The organism is Flavobacterium hauense, from assembly GCF_054457175.1.
In genome coordinates, this window is sequence record NZ_JBTKVX010000033.1 from 1 (window position 1) to 19282 (window position 19282).

The window sequence follows — 19282 nt, forward strand, 5'->3', positions numbered from 1 at the left end:
ACACACGTGAAGACCTATTACATTAATAACTACTTTTCACTGCCTGCTATTAAATTTAGCTGAGTAAGGTCGTACAGGCAGTAAGCTATTGCAAAGCCAAAAAAGTTACTTATACCTTCCTGACTGTCATTTATAGGTTATCTATGGTAAGTCGGGGGGCCGAATAGATTTGCTATTAACTGAGACAAAGAAATAGAATCTTCTCTTTTTAATGATGCGGATTTTCCGCAGTTAACAAAATTTTAACGGATTTGAGGAGGCATAAAAAATCCCGCTTCGGGAGCAGGATCTTAATGTATCGTTCAGGCTATATATATCCCTGTTTACGGGCTTCTTCTATAAGAGCTTCGTCATCGCCGGTAACATCGAGCAGCTTTTTGACCTTGTATTTTCTTTTTTCGATGGCGCTGTCTGAGAGCGGAATGTATTTGCCAAGGTTTTTGGTACGTATTCCTTTAGAAAGGAGTATGATTATTTTAGTATCTATATCGTCAAGAAGTATTCCTTTTTCCTGGCGTTTAAGATAACTCGATATGGTCCTGGAATAATAAATATTGTCTTCGAGCACGGCTTTAAAACAATCAGCAATTTCTTCGGTATTGCAGTCACTTTTATTTATAAAGCCTTCGGGGTTTACATTTAGCAATATATTGCTCATGATCTCAACCTCTTTGTGCATGGTCATCATTACAATTTTACAATTTGGCATTAGCTTTCTTAAATGCACAGCTATATCATGCCCCGAAAAAAATCTCATTTCAGGGTATTCAGGTATGCTGTAATCTATGATCGCAATGTCAAATGGATTGTCTTTGTGCTGTTCAATTACTTCATACCCGGACTTGCAGTCGCGGGCCTTGTTAAAGTCAAGCATCTTAAAGTTTTCACCTTCAAGCATCTTAAAAATAGAGCGATAACCCTCAAGCACCACCATGTGGTCATCTATTGCCAGTACGCGTAAACTCGTTTCCAAACACCTTCAAATTTTGTATAAAAATATATCGAATTTTTGAAATACGGTTACGGAAAACCTCATTTACAGCAATTTAATTAAAAATAAAAAAAACCTGTGGCATATACCACAGGTTTTACTATTGCTAATTACTGTATTTCAGTAGGTTTTACCAAATTTTAACCCTTTTATCAGGAGCTACATACATGCCATCTCCCGGCTTGATATCAAAAGCCGAATAAAATGCGTCAACATTTTGCAGCGGTACATAAGCACGGTACATTCCAGGTGAGTGCGGGTCTGTCTTTACCTGATTTTTAATAGCCTCATCTCTCGCTTTGGTTCTCCATATCGTTGCCCACGAAATAAAGAATCGCTGCTCAGGAGTATAGCCATCTATAAGTCCCGGGTTGCCATTTTGCTTAAGATAAAGCTGAAGCCCATCATAAGCAGCATTAACACCACCAAGGTCACCAATGTTTTCCCCTAGGGTAAATTTACCGTCTACATAAATACCAGGTAACGGCTGTAGTGCGCTGTACTGGTCAGACAGGCTGCCTCCAAGACCTGTAAATTTCTCAAGGTCTTCGTCACTCCACCAGTTTACAAGGTTACCATCGGCGTTATAGCGCGATCCTGAATCGTCAAAACCATGCGATATCTCGTGTCCTATTACTGCACCAATACCACCATAGTTAACAGCCTCATCAGCTTTATAATCATAGAAAGGCGGCTGAAGGATAGCAGCAGGGAATACGATCTCATTATACGATGGGTTAAAGTAAGCATTAACCGTTTGCGGAGACATGTGCCACTCTGTTTTATCTACAGGTTTGTGCAGTTTCTCAATATCTTCTTTAAAGTTCCATTTTGAAGAATTCTGGCTGTTTTCAAAATAGCTTCCGCCTTCGGCAGGGCTCTTGATTGTAAGTGCAGAATAATCTTTCCATTTGTCAGGGTAACCTATCTTCACATTCAGCTTGCGCAGTTTGGTAATAGCATTCTCCCTGGTAGATTTAGCCATCCATGGCAGGCGGTTGATTCGGTTCTCAAAAGCAAGCATTACGTTTTTGATCATTGCCTCAGCTTTGGCTTTAGCCTCAGCCGGGAATTTTTTCTCAACATAAAGTTTACCCAATGCTTCTCCTACAGTACCATTTACAGTCTGAAGCGCATTCTTGTCGCGCGTTTCTTCTTTGATGGCACCTTTAAGGGTTTTGCTGTAAAACTCCCAATCGGCAGTTTCGATATCAGTAGAAAGCAATCCTGAAGCATGGTTGATAAGCGTCCATCTCATATAGGCTTTCCAGTCTTCTACTTTATTCGCTTTAAGGATTTCCTGAAGCGCAGTCATATATTTAGGCTGTGATACATTGATAAGTTCTGAACTGCTTAATTTAACCCCAAGGCCTGTAAAGTAAGCATTCCAATCTATCGATGGTGTAAGTTTTTGCAGTTCTGCAACCGTCATAGGGTTGTAGGTTTTTCTGCTGTCACGTCGCTCTACCCTGTCAAGCCTTGGCTGTGCCATAGCAGTTTCAAGTGCAAGTATGTTGGCCGCCTGTTTAGAAGCGTCAGCATCTTTAACACCAAGGTATTTAAGCATTCTGGCTACATGTTTTACATACAGGTCGCGTTTTTCTTTAGAATCTGCATCGTCAGATACATAATAGTCCCTGTCCGGTAATCCAAGGCTACCCGGGCCAAGGTATATAATATTCTTGTTACTGTCTTTTGCATCAGAACCTACACCCATGCCAAAAAAGCCAAGGCCTCCTATAGGTTCCATTTCTATTAGAAGTTTTTCAAGGTCTTTTACATTCTTAACCTTGTCTATTTTTGCCAGATAAGGCCTAAGCGGAGCAATGCCTGCCTTGTTACGGGCAACCGTGTCCATAATGGTTTTGTATAGGTTTGCTGCCTTACCCTGATCTGAAGTTGACTTCAGGCTTTTATTGGCTGCTGCCTCCTTAAGTATTGTAAGAGCATCGTTATTGGTATTTTCACGAAGCTCGTCAAAGCTTCCCCAACGTGTTTTGTCTGACGGAATTTGGGTGTTATCTACCCATGTTCCGTTTACATACCTGAAAAAATCGTCCTGTGGCCTTACTTTCTTATCCATGTAAGAAAGGTTGATGCCCGGTTTTTCCTGAGCTGGTTTTGTTGATTGTGCAGTGCAAACTGTGCTGCCAAGCGCGAATACCGCCACGGCACATTTTGCATTGAAAGGTAATTTCATAGTTTTTGTGTTTTGAGTCCTTAGCTTACAAAAATAGAAAGTTAGCCCTAATGGCTGATGCCAAATCTGTTAAAAATGCAGAAAAGCACCTTTTTAAACCTTATGTGTCGCATTTATTCCACGATTATAGGCCGTTGTTTCTTAATTTTGCAAAAATTATTTGCAATGGTTCAATTCCTTAAAAAATATAAGCTATTCATCATCGTGCTTTTTGCACTTTCTGCCGTTATCCTTTTCCTTTTTAATACCGCACTCACACCAAAAAAATATCTGAAGGTGTATACTCCTGCCGATGTTAACCCTGAACTGGTAGACAGCACTGTACAGTATGTGGCAAAGAATCATAAAATAGCCGATTTCTCATTCACCAACCAGAATGGTAAGAAGATTACGCAGGAAGATTATAAAGGCAAAATCTATGTTGCCGATTTCTTTTTTACCACCTGCCCTACCATTTGCCCTATCATGACGACCAATATGGCGTGGCTTCAGAATCAGATAAAGAACGACCCTAAAGTTATGCTGCTGTCTCACTCGGTAACTCCTGATATTGACAGCGTACCCGTGCTGAAGGAATATGCGCTGAAAAAAGGCGTGATGGACAGCAAGTGGAACCTGGTGACCGGTAAAAAAGAAGACATCTATTATATTGCCCGAAAATCGTACCTCGCTGTTAAGACCACAAATTCATCTGAGCTGTATGACATGGTGCATACCGAAAACTTTATACTGGTAGACTCCCAGGGACGCATTCGCGGATTTTATAACGGCACCAATCTTGACAAAGAAGTAGAAGGCGAGAAAAACATGAAACAGCTTTTAGAGGATATCAAATGGCTCTCTGCCAATGAAAAATAAGGCGGTTTGGATATTAATTCATACTTTTGCAATCTAAATTGATTCTAAATAACAGTGAAGACCACACTTGCAGGACTTAAAAAAGGCCAAAAGGCCATAATCACCGATCTTAATATTGATGCTGTTCCCTTAAAGCTTCTTGAGATGGGGTGCCTTCCCGGCAATACTGTGGAACTTTTACAGGTTGCCCCACTGGGCGATCCTATATATATAAATGTTAATGAAAGCCATGTAGCGATCAGAAAAGAAACAGCTGCCGAAATTGATGTTGAATTATTAACCGACTCTATCTGATGGCAGCCCACAATATACTGAACATAAAAATTGCCCTTATAGGCAACCCAAATACCGGAAAGACTTCGGTTTTTAACCACCTTACCGGCCTTAACCAGCAGGTAGGCAATTACCCCGGCATTACCGTAGAGCGCAAAACCGGCTCATGCAAACTGCCAAACGGCACCAAAGGCACGGTGATGGACCTTCCCGGAACCTACAGCCTTAACGCCAGCTCTATGGATGAGAACGTGGTGATAGAGCTGCTCCTTAACAAGAACGACAAAGATTATCCCGATGTAGCAGTTGTAGTGACCGATGTGGAAAACCTGAAACGTAACCTGCTTCTTTTTACCCAGATCAAAGACCTTGAGCTTCCTACTATCCTCGTGATAAACATGAGCGACAGGATGGAGAAAAAAGGCATTTCGCTGGATATCCCCTATCTTGAAAACCTGCTTAAAACGCGTATTGCATTAGTCAGCTCCCGCAAAGGCACAGGCATAGATACCATTAAAGAACTCATCGTTAATTATGGCAGCCTCCCTACCGAGCCATGTCTTAATGCATCAAGCATAGATCCCGAGTATTTTAACGGCCTTCGCAAAGCGTTCCCGCATCAGCTGCTCTATAAGCTTTGGCTGGTTATCACGCAGGATGTGAATTTTGGGCAACTCGAGCGTAAAGAAATTGAAAGCAACAGTTCGTTTGCCAAAAGCAAACCCGAGCTGAAACGCATGCAGCAAAAAGAGACCATTAAGCGCTACCAGTTCATTAACGATGTGCTTAAGGAAGGACAGACGATTGACAACTCTAAAGCAAACGACCTTCGTGCAAAGCTCGACCGTGTGCTTACACACAAAGTGTTTGGCTATGTGATTTTCCTTGGTATACTGATGCTGATTTTCCAGTCGATATTCTCGTGGTCAAGCATCCCGATGGATTTTATTGACGAGAGTTTTGCTGCGCTGGCCTCTTTTACCGAAAACAATATGCCTCCGGGCAAACTGACCGACCTTATTGCCCAGGGAATCATTCCGGGTATAGGTGGGGTTGTAATATTCATTCCGCAAATCGCATTCCTTTTCCTGTTTATATCGGTGCTGGAAGAAAGCGGCTATATGAGCCGCGTAGTATTCCTGATGGACAAGATCATGAAACGTTTTGGCCTTAGTGGAAAGAGCGTTGTGCCCCTAATTTCGGGTACGGCCTGTGCCATTCCGGCTATCATGGCGGCACGTAATATTGAGAACTGGCGCGAAAGGCTCATAACCATACTGGTTACGCCATTTACCACCTGTTCGGCAAGGCTTCCGGTATATACCATACTTATATCGCTTGTTATCCCCGAAAAAGTAGTACTTGGAATTTTTAACCTACAGGGGCTTACGCTTATGCTTTTGTACCTTTTAGGCTTTGGCGGGGCATTAGTATCTGCCTGGATACTGAACAAAATACTGAAGCTGAAACATAAAAGTTTTTTTGTGGCAGAGATGCCAAACTACAAGTTACCTTTATTCAAGAATGTAGCGCTTAATGTACTCGAGAAAACCAAAGCTTTTGTATATGGTGCCGGTAAGATAATATTGGCCTTATCGATCATCATTTGGTTCCTTGGGTCACACGGCCCGGGCGAAGCCTTCAGCAATGCCGAAGAGATCATTTCGCACCAACCCGAAAACAAAACACTACCTGAAAATGAGCTTAACGATAAGATAGCGTCTTATCAGCTTGAGAACTCCTACATTGGTATCATGGGCAAATCTATTGAGCCTGTTATACATCCACTGGGTTATGACTGGAAAATAGGTGTGGCCATAGTATCGTCTTTTGCAGCGCGCGAAGTGTTTGTAGGTACATTGGCTACCATCTACAACATTGGCAGCAGCGGTGAAGACGAAGTGACCATTAAACAGCGTATGAATGCCGAGATTAACCCGCTTACGGGCAAAAAGGTATTCAATTTTGCCACAGGGGCATCATTATTGCTGTTCTATGCTTTTGCAATGCAGTGCATCAGTACACTGGCAATCACCAAAAAGGAAACAAATTCATGGAAATGGCCCCTTATCCAATTGTTTGGCATGAGCGGTTTTGCTTATGTGGTAGCACTGCTTGCCTACCAGTTTTTAAAGTAAATTATGGACATTCAAAGCATTATAGCATATATAATTGTAGCGGGCGCAGTAGCTTTCCTGATAAAGAAGTATTTCTTTAAAACGAAAAAAAAAGGCGGGTGCGATACTGATTGTGGGTGCAATTAAACCTGCGATGGTGCCATACCATACTTCTTTTTAAAGGCAAACGAGAAGTGGGACAAGTCTTCAAATCCCAGATCAAGATACACGTCGCTTACCGCCCGTTTGTGTTCCTTAAGCAAAACATAGGCTTCTTTAAGCCTGCGCTGTAACAGCCATCTGCCGGGTGAAATGTTGAATATCTTTTCGAAATCGCGCTTAAAGCCCGAAAGGCTCCTTCCTGTTAAATAGGCAAAACGATTGATGTCGACATTAAAATGATAGTTCTGCTGCATAAAGGCTTCCAGGTCAATCTTCCCCGGATCGGAGAAATCAAACAGAACATCTGCAAGTTCGGGATAGGTTTTCAGCAATAGCAGAATAGCTTCTTCCTGTTTTATCTTATATAAAGGTGAATCTGTCTGCTGGTTAAAAAGCGTTTCATATTCCCTTAACGAGTTCATGTAATTTGCCAGTACCGATTTTCCATCCAGCCGTATATAGGAAGGAATGTCCATCTTCTTTACCGATGTATATCCATATTTAATAGCGAACTCGCGTAACAACTCTTGTGTAAACAACATCGAAACCGAACGGAACTCTCCTCCCTCAGCCGGATTCTTTGCAAATTTGAGCAGTTGGTTTCTTCGGCAAAAGAACATTTCGCCGTCGCTGAAAGTTTCCTGGGTTGTTCCGTCGAATAATGTAGTATCGCCTGATATTACAAAGCTTATGGCATGATCGGAAACAAAGTTTTCGCCAACCCTGCTTTTAGAGAAGTAACATGAAAATTGTATGGGTGCTCTCTGAATTTCTTCCATAATATAAAGATAAAAAATCTATTGTGTTTTCGTCCTCTCCTGCAAGGTCTTTGAGACCTTGTAGGTATATATAGAACGAAACAATTTAAACCTACAAGGTTTTGGAAACCTTGCAGGTTGTGAGCCTGCTGATTGACAGAATTACACCAACAGCGTTTTAGGCTCTACATATTCTTCAAGGCCAAATGCTCCAAACTCACGTCCAATACCTGATTGTTTGAATCCGCCGAATGGCGCAAATGGGTCGTGGCTAAGTGCATTGATCATAACACGTCCGGCAACGATCTGCGAAGCCACTCTTCTTGCTCTTTGCTCATCGGCAGAGCTCACATAAGCCTGAAGGCCGTAATCGGTGTCATTAGCAATGGCAATGGCTTCTTCTTCATCTTTATAAGTAATAATGGAAAGCACGGGGCCAAAGATCTCTTCGCGTGCAATGCGCATTGAATTTTTAACGTTGGTAAACACGGTTGGCTTGACAAAATTACCGGCTTCCAGTCCTTCAGGCTGTCCTTCACCGCCTATGAGCAGTTCGGCACCTTCTTCAAGGCCAAGCTTAATGTAGCTTTGTACACGCTCATATTGTTTTTTGCTCACCATTGGGCCAACAGCAGTATCGGCATTGGCAGGGTTACCTACTTTTACATTGGCTACGGCAGCTTTTATCAGTTGGTTTATTTCCTCCAGCCTGTGTTCAGGAACCAACAGCCTTGTTCCGGCAATACATGCCTGCCCACTGTTCATGTAAGCAGCGCCTATTGCCATTGGGATGGCTTTTTCAAGATCGGCATCGTCAAGGATCACGTTAGGCGATTTGCCTCCCAGTTCAAGCGTTACACGTTTTAGGGTATCTATAGCACCACGTGCGATGGATTTACCCACCACGGTAGAACCTGTAAATGATATTTTGGCAATATCAGGATGGTTTGTCATCGCGTTACCTACTACAGTACCCAACCCATTTACTACATTGAACACTCCTTTTGGTAGTCCCGCTTCGTGGAAACATTCCAACAATAGCTGTGTTTGCAATGCACTCATTTCGCTTGGCTTGATAACCGCTGTGCTTCCGGCAGATATGGCTGTAGCCAGCTTGTTGGCGATAAAACTGTTGCTGGCATTCCACGGGGTAATGATGCCTACTACACCAAGGGGCTGCATCAGTACTTTAGAGCTGCCAACAGTTCTTTCAAACTCAAAAGCTTTAAGTGTTTCAATCGCAGTAGTAAATCCGCTGATGATGTAGCCTACACTAATTTTAGAGAACTGGTACGTCCCGCCATATTCCTGAACCATGACATCAATAAGTTCCTGTTCCCTTTTGGCAACAGCATCCTGTAGCTGTTTCAGGTAGGTGATGCGTTGTTCTTTAGTAGTAAGCGAAAATGTTTTGTAGGCTTCTTTCGCGGCAGCAACGGCAAGGTTTACATCTTGCTCGTTGCCAAGCACTACCTGCCCGATAAGTTGATTGTTTGCAGGATTTATAAGGTCGAAAAGTTCGGTTCCGTGAGGTGTTACAAATTCACCATTCACATACATCTTATCAATTGTTTTCATCTTGTTTTTTATTTTAGATTAACAAGACAAAGTTCGTGCAGATCTCAGCCTTTCATTTTGTTGAAAAGCCCAAGTTTACTTTGTTGAAAAGTTCACTACAAATCCTTAATGATAAGTACCGGAATAGCTACCTTATGCCTTACAGCATCTACAGTCGTGCCGAAGATGATATCTTTTATCCAGTTATGCCCATGGGCTCCCAGTATAAGGATATCAAAATTGCCTGCCTTATTTACAATTAGCGGTATCTGTTTTTTAGGGCTGCCAAAGCTCAATTGTGTAGTAACCGTATAGCCTTTTTCTTCCAGCGCCTGTTTGTATTTGTCAAGATAACTCATGTCTGAAGCGGTTTCAAAATCGCTTGCCTGGTCACCGTGAAGCATGGCTCCTACCGTTTCTACCACGTGAATGAGCGTATAGCTGGCATGCTTACCGCCAAGCTGCATGGCACTGCCAATACTCTTCACATCGGTCTTAGAGAAATCGAGCGCTATGGCTATGTTGTTGTATACTTTGGTTCCCGACTGTTCCTGAACAATTACCTCGTCAATATGCGGAACATGCGGAACTGAAGCTCTTTGTTTCCTGATAAACGGATTCACAATAATATATAGTAATACTGCCGCTGCTGCTATGGCTACGGGTACAACAAATACCCAAATGTAAACAGGATTTTCTGCATCGGTAATCCAGCTGCCTATCTCATCATAAACCAGTTTGGCATTTAGCGAAACTATTACCAGTGCAATAAGCCATGAGGCTATTTTGGTGACTCTGCCAATGGCAAATTCATTCATTTTAGACTTATCGCTCACAAAATGAATTAGCGGAATGATAGCAAAACCCAATTGTAAACTCAGCACCACCTGACTAAAGACCAACAGTTTTCCGGTAGATTCTTCGCCAAAATACAGTATGGTAAAAAATGCAGGCGCAATGGCAATAAGACGGGTAATGATTCGGCGTACCCACGGTTGTATACGCAGATTCAGATAACCCTCCATTACAATCTGCCCGGCAAGTGTTCCGGTAATGGTCGAACTTTGTCCGGCAGCGATCAGTGCCAATGCAAACAGCGTTGCTGCCCAGCCCGAGCCGAGCATGGGTGCCAGTAGCTTGTGGGCGTCCTGAATATCGGCAACGTCGTGCCTGCCGGCGGTATAGAATGTGGCTGCGGCCAGTATCAATATCGCCGCATTCACAAAGAACGCCATGTTGAGTGCAATGACAGAATCGATAAGGTTATAGCGAATAGCCTGTTTTATGCCTTTAAAAGAGCGGTCAAACTTTCGTGTCTGTACCAACGATGAATGCAGGTACAGGTTATGCGGCATTACCGTTGCCCCAATGATACCTATGGCGATATATAAAGCGGCATCGCTTGGTATAGAAGGTATCAGTCCGCTTGCTACCTGAGCCATATCCGGTTTTGCGAAAAACATCTCGGCAAGGAACGACAGGCCGATAATTGCAATAAGGCCAATGATGAACGCTTCCATTTTCTTGATGCCCTTATTCATCAGGAACAGTAATAGGAAGGTATCGAACATGGTGATGCCAACACCCCAGAGCAGAGGCAGGTCGAATAATAATTTTAGCCCGATAGCCATACCAAGTACCTCGGCAAGGTCGCAGGCAGCAATGGCAATCTCGGCAAGTCCGTATAAAAAGTAATTGATGCCTTTGGAATAGGTTTCGCGCGAAGCCTGGGCTAAATCCCTGCGGCTCACGATGCCCAGACGGGCACTAAGGCTTTGCAGCAGTAGTGCCATGATGTTGCTCATTAGCAGCACCCATAACAGCGAGTAGCCAAACTGGCTTCCTCCCGCAATATCGGTAGCCCAGTTTCCGGGATCCATGTAGCCAACGCTTATCATGTAGGCCGGGCCAAAAAAGGCCAGTACCTTTTTCCAGCCGGTGGCGTTTTGCCCTACGGAAACCGACTCGTGTACTTCTTCAAGCGAATGGCTGTTGCGATGCTCCATATTATACGGTTTTTACAAACAGGTTAGCTGCGATCTTATTAGATACCGTAACCTGCTTGTCACCCAGTTTAAGGGTTAAGGACATGTCAAAATCTTCTTTGCTGATGACCTCTATGGCAGAACCAAGGGCTATCTGCTGCTTGTCTAAATATTGCAGGAATGCCGAAGAGCTGTCTTTTACACCAACACATATTACCTTTTTGCCCGGAGCCATTTCCGAAAGCAGTTTTTTGTCCACTTTGGCAATTTTTCCGTTACGGTCTGGTATAGGGTCGCCATGCGGGTCTTCGGTAGGGAAATCAAGGAATTCTTCGAGCTTATCAATAAGCTTTTCGCTTTTGATGTGTTCCAGCTGTTCGGCTACATCATGCACTTCATCCCACGAAAAGTCAAGCTTTTCTAACAGGAATACTTCCCAAAGGCGGTGTTTGCGCACTATCATCAGGGCAGTAAACTTTCCTTCTTCTGTAAGCGATACACCCTGGTATTTTTTATAGATCACTAAACCTTTATCAGCCAGCTTCTGAACCATATCAGTAACCGACGACGGCTTACTTTCCATCTCGTTAGCGATAGAATTGGTCGTTATGCCCTTGGTCTGGTTAAGGGATAAATGGTATATGACCTTAAGGTAGTTTTCTTCAGAATACGTCATCTTCAACAGGATAATAACAACAAATATAATATAATTCGGTTGGTTTAAAAACTTTTTTTAGACTAGCCTAAATATTTAGCATCATATTACGAAAGTAATGAAGATGCATTTCAACGAATGTTAATCTGTAACAAAAAAGTTTGCTGTTTTATGTTTGGCATAAAAAATGCGTATCTTTGCAGTAGTTAATTAACTTATTAAAGAATACTATATTATGTATCCAGATGAATTAGTAAAGCCAATGCGTGCAGAACTTTCTGACGCAGGTTTTCAGGACCTATATACAGCCGATGCGGTAAAAGATGCTATATCTAAAGAAGGAACTACACTTGTTGTGGTAAATTCGGTATGCGGTTGTGCAGCGCGTAATGCAAGACCAGGCGCTAAAATGAGCCTTGACAATGGTAAAAAACCGGATAATCTTATCACTGTTTTTGCCGGTGTAGATAAAGAAGCTGTAGACGAGGCAAGAGCTAATATGTTCCCATTCCCTCCATCATCGCCAAGCATGGCATTATTCAAAAATGGAGAGCTTGTGCACATGCTTGAGCGTCACCACATTGAAGGACGCCCTGCTGACATGATCGCAGAAAATCTTAAAGATGCTTACAACGAGTTCTGCTAAGGCAAAAACTCCCAAATAACCTAAAGCCATGCCCAAAGCGTGGCTTTATTGTTTCAATACTATGCAGGCATACTAAAACTTTTTAGTATTAACAAAAAAGGCACTACTTTTACGCGAATTTTTAGACGCGTTCATGGAAAAGATATTATCCTATCCCTTATCCATAATTTATTATATAGTATTCCTGCTGTTCCTGTTGATTTTTCATCCGATACAGTGGTTATGCTTTAATGTATTTGGTTACCAGGCCCACAAAAAAAGCGTAGACTTCCTAAATGGCTTTTTGATAAGGACCAGCCTTATACTGGGCACTACCTACAAATTTGAAGGCAGGGAAAAAATACCTGCAGGTGTACCGCTTATCATAGTGGCCAATCACCAGAGCATGAATGACATTCCACCGATCATTTGGTTTATGCGTAAATTCCACCCTAAATTCATCAGTAAGAAAGAATTAGGCAAAGGAATCCCGAGCGTATCATACAATTTAAGGCACGGAGGCTCCGTTCTTATAGACAGGAAAGATGCAAGACAATCGTTGCCGGCTATAAAAAGCCTGGGCGAATATATCCAAAAACACAACCGTTCTGCCGTTATTTTCCCTGAAGGGACAAGAAGCAAGACGGGAGAGCCTAAAAAATTTAGTGAAACAGGACTTAAAGTCCTTTGTAAATCAGCTCCTTCTGCGTACATTGTACCTCTAAGCATAAACAACTCATGGAGGCTTGACCGTTTTGGCAAGTTCCCGATGGGGTTGGGGAACCGATTGACATTTACCGTACAAGAACCTTTTGCTATCAAAGATATTCCTTTTGAGGAAGTGATGGAGAGAACAGAGAATGCAGTTATACAAGGAATAAAAAATTAGAAATTATGTCTACTAAAAACGTTCGACTGGAAGTAATGCAACTGCTGGAAAAGAACATCGATTCTTTTGTGCAGGATTACCTTATCCCGGTTGAAACCATCTGGCAGCCGAGCGACCTGCTGCCTGACTCACAAAGTGAAACTTTTTATGAGGATCTTAAAGAGTTGCGCGAGATTGCCAAAGACCTGCCTTACGATTTTTGGGTAGTACTTATAGGCGATACTATTACCGAGGAGGCTCTGCCTACTTATGAATCATGGCTTATGGACGTGGAAGGTGTAAACCAGGTAGACGAAGGCGGAAACGGCTGGTCTAAATGGGTTCGCAGCTGGACAGGCGAAGAAAACCGACACGGAGACCTGCTTAACAAATACCTTTACCTTTCAGGACGCATTAACATGCGCGAAGTAGAGATCACTACACAGCACCTTATTTCCGATGGTTTTGACATTGGTACTGACCGTGACCCGTACAAAAACTTTGTATACACCAGCTTCCAGGAGCTTGCAACATACGTATCGCACAACCGTGTTTCGCAGATTGCGAAGCAGTATGGCGACAAAAAACTGTCCAAGATGTGTAAGCTTATAGCGGGTGACGAAATGCGCCACCACCATGCCTACAGCGAATTCGTTCACCGCATTTTCCAGGTAGATCCAAGTGAGATGATGCTGGCTTTCCAGTACATGATGAAACAGAAGATCGTTATGCCTGCACACTTCCTTAGGGAGTCAGGGCAAAAGATAGGCGAATCATTTGAGCAGTTCTCAGATTCGGCACAGCGTATAGGGGTTTATACCGCAAACGACTATGTTGACATCATGAGAAAACTGATTGAAAGATGGCAGATAGACAAGATCAACGGACTTACATCTGAAGCCGAGAAAGCAAGAGACTTCCTTATGAAGCTTCCGGACAGGATGGCAAGGATATCTGAAAGACTTGTTATCCCAGAAGAATCACACATATTCAAATGGGTTACACCAGCCCTTGTAAAATAATACAGAGCCGCTCGAAAGAGTGGCTTTTTTGTTGGTCATCTTTATACGTTTTGATGGTCATTGCGAACGCAGCGCAGCGGAGTGCGGCAATCTGTTGCCAGGTTACTTCGTCGTAACCCCTCTCAATGACTCCTTCATGAAAATTTAATTAGCATAATTCAGGGCTTACTCCTAACTTTGATAGCATGAACAACCTTATAGACATTACAAAAGCTTTTGTAAAAGCACAGCTTGCCCGTGCCGAGGGAGGCCACGACTGGTTTCACATTGAACGTGTGTACAACAACGCCCTGCTGATAGCCAGAGGCGAAAATTGTAATCTGGAGGTGGTTCAGCTGGGTGCTTTACTGCACGATATTGCCGACAGCAAATTCCACGATGGTGATGAGACTGTTGGCCCTTCAATGGCATGGCAGTTTTTGGCGGCGCAAAATGTGCCCGAAGACACCATCATTCATGTGGTAAATATCATAGAGAATATTTCATTTAAAGGCGGCAATCACGAGATGAAATTCCACTCTATGGAGCTAGACATCGTTCAGGATGCTGACAGGCTCGATGCCCTGGGTGCTATAGGTATTGCCCGGACATTCAACTATGGCGGATTCAAGAACAGGACATTACATGACCCGTCAATCCCGCCTAACCTCAACATGACCAAAGAGGAATATAAAGCCAGTACGGGTCCAACCCTCAATCATTTTCATGAAAAGCTATTGCTGCTCAAAGACCGTATAAATACCGCTACCGGTAAGATCATTGCCGAAGGCCGCCATCAGTACATGGTCGATTTCCTTTCGCAGTTTCATGCCGAATGGGAGGGCGAAAAATAATCCTGAAGTAATTCCTGTGTAGTATCATAAACGGGCTTACGATTTACCCTTGCCAGCAACCAGGCTACAAAGCTCATTACAAAAATATCCTGTGGACCGGATTGGGCTTCTGCGATAAACTGCTCTACCGTGATTTTGAATTTCGGGGTCGTTATTATTTCAGGCTTCAGTACATAGCGTTCTATGAGCATCAGGTATTGCACTACCCTATCTTCGTTTACCGTAACCAGGTATTTTTTGTAACGACGCTTAAAGCTCTTTATCCTTGAGATTGCCAGTTCGGTATGTTCCTGTTGTGTATGCAGCAGTATCTCGACCAGGCATTTTTTGATAGCCCATTCTATTCCCATTTTCTTTTCATACCAACTATCCGAGTGGGTGAGCTTAACCATTTCCCTGGCTGCGTCACGCCCGGCATCCTGCTGCAGGTAAAACACGATAAGCGCCAACCGAAGGTCGTTAATATCATTAGCATCGGCTTTTTTGTGCTGTATCAGGGCTTTTTCGGCAGTCGCTGTCGCTTTGCCGGGATTACCTGAGTAATTCTCGTTAAGCGCCTTCAGCAAAAAATAACGCAGGCAAAAACGGTTGTAATATTTCCCACTCTGCTTTTGCAGCTGCCCATACATCATTTCAAGATACTCCTGCGATTCGGCAAAACGCCCGCTCCTGAAATGGAAATTGGCCATAAAATACAATATATAAATATGGTAATAGAGATGCCTGTCGGCCAACGCCGCGTTGCCGGTAATGAACTTATAACTTTTTACGATGAACGGTGTAATTCGCCCGTAATCACTGTTTAGCGAGGCATATTCATTGGCAATGAATAATATCTGGTATAAAGATTTGAACGTAAGCACCTGCCTTAGCGAAATGCCATGCGATTCGATGGTATTTTTAATGAGTTCCTGAAAATCGACGATCTTACCCTCGTGGTACATTTGCGAAAGTTCCCTCCTTAGCAATGCATAACCAAGATTAAGCTGCTCTTCCTGTTCCAATTTTTGTTTATTAGCTCTGAACTTTTCTATAACATCATCCAGCAGAAGTACCGGGTTAAGATGAGCAAACTGTATCTGGGCATGGTAGATCTCATTAAGCAGGCTGAATTGTTCAAGCCCTTTGGCGATATTCTCGGCTTTGGCAAGGCATTTAAATGCGGCTTTGGTCAGCTTGTGCTCAAAGAACAGGCGGCTTACCACCAGCAGTCTTAGTACAGCATGCTCTTCGGAAGTATCGTTCTCAAAACTGCGGTTTGCCATGAATTCTACCAGAGTATCATACAGCCTTTTGCGCAGGGCATGATGGGCATCGGCAGATTTTTTATTCTCGAACGATTTTTTTTCAGCTTTTATATCGTCAGTTTTAAGCAAATTGAACAGGTCTGCATTGCGTACATCTTTACGTTTGTTCTTTTTGTCAAGATATAGGTTAAAAGCCTTTATATCTTCACTATTCATAAGATGTATTACTTCCTGAATTGCATTCATACCAATAATTTTTAGCGTTATAAATATATAAAAATGCTATTTTATATCGTCAGTTTTTTTAATAATATGATTTTTACCGCTTTTGAATTTAGTGGAGATTTGCTTCATAATTTTAAAACAACAAATTATGGAACCGCTAAAACCAAACGAAGTTAACAACAATTCAGAATCAAAAAGTGCAAGAATCACTACTGCACCAAACCCTTTAAAACCGAGTCCGGCATTTATGGGTGCATCATGGCTTGCGATGCTTATAGGCATGACGGCTTACTGTATAGGATTATGGAATGCCGAAATGCAGCTAAACGAAAAAGGTTACTACTTTACCATCCTGCTGTTTGGATTATTCTCCGTAATATCGGTGCAGAAAAGCGTACGCGACAGGCTTGAAGGCATACCCGTAACCGACCTTTACTATGGCATAAGCTGGTTTACCACCATCGCCGCTGTAGTGCTGCTGATCATCGGCTTGTGGAATGCCAACTTGTTCCTGAGTGAAAAAGGATTCTTCGGGATGGCATTTACACTGAGCCTGTTCTCCTCTATCGCCGTACAAAAGAACACCCGCGACATGAAACAATTTGAAGACCACAACATATAACCCTTAGCGGTGCCCTGTAGCTGCTCCCGTCACGGCGGGAATGGCTTCAGGGCTTTTTTTAACCAATTCACCTTATGAAAACAAAATACAGATTCCCTATATATTGCATCGCGATCCTTCTGCTGGCAGCAGTTATCGCTGATACCTCCTACTGGATATATGTAACAACCCTCTATGATGGTTTCCCGGAAACCGTTACGGCCTATCTTAGTATCTTTCCTGAAGTATTGCGCAATGCTTTTTGGCTTACAGTCATTGAGATTTACCTGCTGGCAATTACCATTTTCATCTTTATGCAATCCATCAAAGTGCACTATTTAAAGCCGCTATCAATTGTTTTGGCAGCCCTGTCCTGTGTACTATCTGCCTGGAAAATATTCTCACTGATGTAAACCAACCATAATCGCTATATTTAACTAAAATCCAACACCATGGCATCAATCCTGAAAGACCTGCCCGAACTGGTAACCCAAAATGTTATCAGTCCGCAAACGGCAAAAGATATAGAGAACTATTACATACAGAAGAAACAGCCACAGGGCAATAACCTGCTGGCTATATTTGGCGTGTTAGGTGCCTCGCTCATTGGCCTTGGAATCATACTCCTGTTTGCCCACAACTGGGATAATTTTTCGAAAACATCAAAAACCCTGTTAGCACTGCTGCCTCTTATCTGTTCCCAGGCATTAACCGCCTACTCCATCATTAAAGACAAAAGCACAGTATGGAAACAGTCTGCCGGCACATTGCTCTTCTTCTCGGTAGGTGCCTCCATCGCGCTTATAGCACAGATCTACAATATCCCCGGAAACATGGCATCTTTCCTGTGCACGTGGACAGCAGTGTGCGTTCCCCTTCTCTACATATTAAGGGCAAATGTACTGGGAGTGCTGCACATTATTTTTGTGACCTGGTATGCAGCAGTAGCAGGATATGATGACAACACCCTCCCGTGGATGTACCTTGTTTTTATCGCGGCTTTCATTCCGTTCTATATCGAACGATACCGTACGGGGCATGTAGGCTTCACTTCTTTCATGAACCTGTTGCTGCCCGTGAGCGGCACTATTATATTAGGCACTTTCCTGAATAATGACTATGCATTTAATTGCGTTGTTTACCTGGCATTCTTTGGACTCCTGTATACCATAGGACAGCTGCCTTTTTTCAGGAATTTCGGTACAAGAGGCAACGGTTACCATGCCTTGTCGCAGGTTGGGATTATCGTTATGCTGATGTTCATGTCGTTTAAATGGTTTTGGGAATTTGACACTAAACTTAAATTTGACTTGCCGACAGCAATACTTTGGATACTGGTGCTTGGCGGTACAGCCGTCCTGGCCTATAAGTACGATCTGCTGAAACGACTGGATCCTTTTGTAATTGTCGTTCTTGCATCGCCTGTATTGTACTTTGCAGGCTGTGCCGATGCCGTTGCAGGCATGGTACTTGTCAATCTCGCGACACTCGCACTGGGGATAGCCATCATTAGAAAAGGAGTGTTGCGAATCGACTTATCGCTGCTGAATTTTGGACTGGTCATTACCTCCGTACTCATCATCTGCCGTTTCTTTGACACCTACATGACCTTCGCAATACGCGGAGTGCTGTTTGTTGCAGTGGGTACAGGCTTCTTTGCCGCTAATTATATCCTTATCCGAAAAAAGAAAAACCTTGAAACCACTATCCATGAAAACTAAGAATATACTCATCGCTTTTGCCCTGACGGCATTGGCTCAGCTGGCAATTCCGCTAAAAATGGTGTACGACAGCGAAATGACCGAAAGGCAGGGCACCGAATACAAGTTCAGGACCGCACCCATAGACCCAACAGATCCTTTCAGGGGAAAATACATTACGCTGAGCTATGATATTGATATGATTCCGACCAAAGACAGTTCGTGGGTAAGCAACGAAAAGATATATGTATCGCTTGGCACTGATACCAAAGGATTTGCCAGAATAACAAAGGTATCAAGAACAGAACCTGAGCAGGGAGATTATATAGCCACTACAGTAGATTACTATTATGCTTACAATAATAACCTGCATATAGCCCTGCCTTTTGACCGCTACTATATGGAAGAAGGCAAAGCCTATGAAGCTGAGACAGTCTACAGGGAATACAACAGCACTGAGAAAAATGCCAAACCAGCCTATGCGGTTGTTGCCATAAGAGAGGGCGATGCGGTATTAAAAGATGTTATTATAGACGGCATACCCATAAAAGATTATGTGGTAAAGAACAGGAAATAAAAAAAAACGGCAGTTGAACTGCCGGTTT

Annotated in this window: 19 protein-coding genes; 12 read left to right on the forward strand and 7 right to left on the reverse strand. The window is 43.0% G+C overall.

What is annotated here, in order from left to right:
* Window positions 1–307: 307 nt before the first annotated feature.
* The gene (locus ACX0HA_RS16850; RefSeq protein ID WP_458846476.1) at window positions 308–973 is read right to left on the reverse strand and encodes a response regulator; all 666 of its coding nucleotides are present in this window, start codon (window positions 971–973) and stop codon (window positions 308–310) included.
* A gap of 148 nt (window positions 974–1121) precedes the next feature.
* Window positions 1122–3191, reverse strand: coding sequence for a M13 family metallopeptidase (locus ACX0HA_RS16855; RefSeq protein ID WP_458846477.1), 2070 nt, complete (start codon window positions 3189–3191; stop codon window positions 1122–1124).
* Between the two features lie 165 nt (window positions 3192–3356).
* On the opposite strand from ACX0HA_RS16855, the gene ACX0HA_RS16860 reads away from it, so the two are divergent.
* Genes ACX0HA_RS16860 through ACX0HA_RS16875 form a run of 4 tightly spaced genes read left to right on the forward strand, consistent with a single transcriptional unit; the run spans window position 3357 to window position 6586 of the window.
* Window positions 3357–4049 carry an SCO family protein gene (locus ACX0HA_RS16860; RefSeq protein WP_458846478.1) on the forward strand — a complete coding sequence of 231 codons (693 nt, stop codon included), beginning with the start codon at window positions 3357–3359 and terminating at the stop codon, window positions 4047–4049.
* 54 nt (window positions 4050–4103) lie between these two features.
* The gene (locus ACX0HA_RS16865; RefSeq protein ID WP_458846479.1) at window positions 4104–4343 is read left to right on the forward strand and encodes a FeoA family protein; all 240 of its coding nucleotides are present in this window, start codon (window positions 4104–4106) and stop codon (window positions 4341–4343) included.
* Complete coding sequence (feoB, locus tag ACX0HA_RS16870) at window positions 4343–6460, forward strand: ferrous iron transport protein B (RefSeq protein WP_458846480.1); 2118 nt, start codon at window positions 4343–4345, stop codon at window positions 6458–6460. The genes ACX0HA_RS16865 and feoB overlap by 1 nt, the downstream gene beginning before the upstream one ends.
* 3 nt (window positions 6461–6463) lie before the next feature.
* Entirely contained in the window at window positions 6464–6586 is a 123-nt protein-coding gene (locus tag ACX0HA_RS16875) for a FeoB-associated Cys-rich membrane protein (RefSeq protein ID WP_458846481.1), read from the forward strand.
* On the opposite strand, the gene ACX0HA_RS16880 is transcribed toward ACX0HA_RS16875, so the two are convergent.
* The 4 genes from ACX0HA_RS16880 to ACX0HA_RS16895 form a co-directional block, all read right to left on the reverse strand.
* Window positions 6583–7380 carry a helix-turn-helix domain-containing protein gene (locus tag ACX0HA_RS16880; protein WP_458846482.1) on the reverse strand — a complete coding sequence of 266 codons (798 nt, stop codon included), beginning with the start codon at window positions 7378–7380 and terminating at the stop codon, window positions 6583–6585. The genes ACX0HA_RS16875 and ACX0HA_RS16880 overlap by 4 nt on opposite strands.
* A gap of 141 nt (window positions 7381–7521) precedes the next feature.
* Window positions 7522–8937, reverse strand: coding sequence for an aldehyde dehydrogenase family protein (locus tag ACX0HA_RS16885; RefSeq protein ID WP_458846483.1), 1416 nt, complete (start codon window positions 8935–8937; stop codon window positions 7522–7524).
* A 95-nt stretch (window positions 8938–9032) separates the two neighbouring features.
* Complete coding sequence (locus tag ACX0HA_RS16890; RefSeq protein WP_458846484.1) at window positions 9033–10922, reverse strand: Nramp family divalent metal transporter; 1890 nt, start codon at window positions 10920–10922, stop codon at window positions 9033–9035.
* Window position 10923: 1 nt separating this feature from the next.
* The gene (locus ACX0HA_RS16895; RefSeq protein WP_458846485.1) at window positions 10924–11577 is read right to left on the reverse strand and encodes a metal-dependent transcriptional regulator; all 654 of its coding nucleotides are present in this window, start codon (window positions 11575–11577) and stop codon (window positions 10924–10926) included.
* A gap of 214 nt (window positions 11578–11791) precedes the next feature.
* On the opposite strand from ACX0HA_RS16895, the gene ACX0HA_RS16900 reads away from it, so the two are divergent.
* The 4 genes from ACX0HA_RS16900 (at window position 11792) to ACX0HA_RS16915 (ending at window position 14904) form a co-directional block, all read left to right on the forward strand.
* A complete protein-coding gene (locus ACX0HA_RS16900; RefSeq protein ID WP_458846486.1) occupies window positions 11792–12202 on the forward strand; it encodes a BrxA/BrxB family bacilliredoxin in 411 nt (136 codons plus the stop codon).
* 133 nt (window positions 12203–12335) lie between these two features.
* The gene (locus ACX0HA_RS16905) at window positions 12336–13070 is read left to right on the forward strand and encodes a lysophospholipid acyltransferase family protein (RefSeq protein WP_458846487.1); all 735 of its coding nucleotides are present in this window, start codon (window positions 12336–12338) and stop codon (window positions 13068–13070) included.
* Between the two features lie 5 nt (window positions 13071–13075).
* Window positions 13076–14071: an acyl-ACP desaturase gene (locus ACX0HA_RS16910; protein WP_458846488.1), complete on the forward strand. Its 996-nt coding sequence runs from the start codon at window positions 13076–13078 to the stop codon at window positions 14069–14071.
* A 185-nt stretch (window positions 14072–14256) separates the two neighbouring features.
* Window positions 14257–14904, forward strand: coding sequence for an HD domain-containing protein (locus ACX0HA_RS16915; RefSeq protein WP_458846489.1), 648 nt, complete (start codon window positions 14257–14259; stop codon window positions 14902–14904).
* Here ACX0HA_RS16915 and ACX0HA_RS16920 read toward each other — a convergent pair.
* The gene (locus ACX0HA_RS16920; protein ID WP_458846490.1) at window positions 14877–16397 is read right to left on the reverse strand and encodes a hypothetical protein; all 1521 of its coding nucleotides are present in this window, start codon (window positions 16395–16397) and stop codon (window positions 14877–14879) included. The genes ACX0HA_RS16915 and ACX0HA_RS16920 overlap by 28 nt on opposite strands.
* A gap of 127 nt (window positions 16398–16524) precedes the next feature.
* Here ACX0HA_RS16920 and yiaA point away from each other — a divergent pair, with 127 nt between their 5' ends.
* From yiaA to ACX0HA_RS16940, 4 genes are all read left to right on the forward strand, one after another.
* Window positions 16525–16998 (forward strand): inner membrane protein YiaA, encoded by a 474-nt coding sequence (gene yiaA, locus ACX0HA_RS16925; RefSeq protein WP_458846491.1) that lies wholly within the window; start codon window positions 16525–16527, stop codon window positions 16996–16998.
* Window positions 16999–17072: 74 nt separating this feature from the next.
* Entirely contained in the window at window positions 17073–17390 is a 318-nt protein-coding gene (locus tag ACX0HA_RS16930; protein WP_458846492.1) for a hypothetical protein, read from the forward strand.
* A gap of 39 nt (window positions 17391–17429) precedes the next feature.
* The gene (locus tag ACX0HA_RS16935; protein ID WP_458846493.1) at window positions 17430–18698 is read left to right on the forward strand and encodes a DUF2157 domain-containing protein; all 1269 of its coding nucleotides are present in this window, start codon (window positions 17430–17432) and stop codon (window positions 18696–18698) included.
* Complete coding sequence (locus ACX0HA_RS16940; protein ID WP_458846494.1) at window positions 18688–19254, forward strand: GDYXXLXY domain-containing protein; 567 nt, start codon at window positions 18688–18690, stop codon at window positions 19252–19254. Before ACX0HA_RS16935 ends, ACX0HA_RS16940 begins: the two co-directional genes overlap by 11 nt.
* The last annotated feature ends 28 nt before the right edge of the window (window positions 19255–19282 follow it).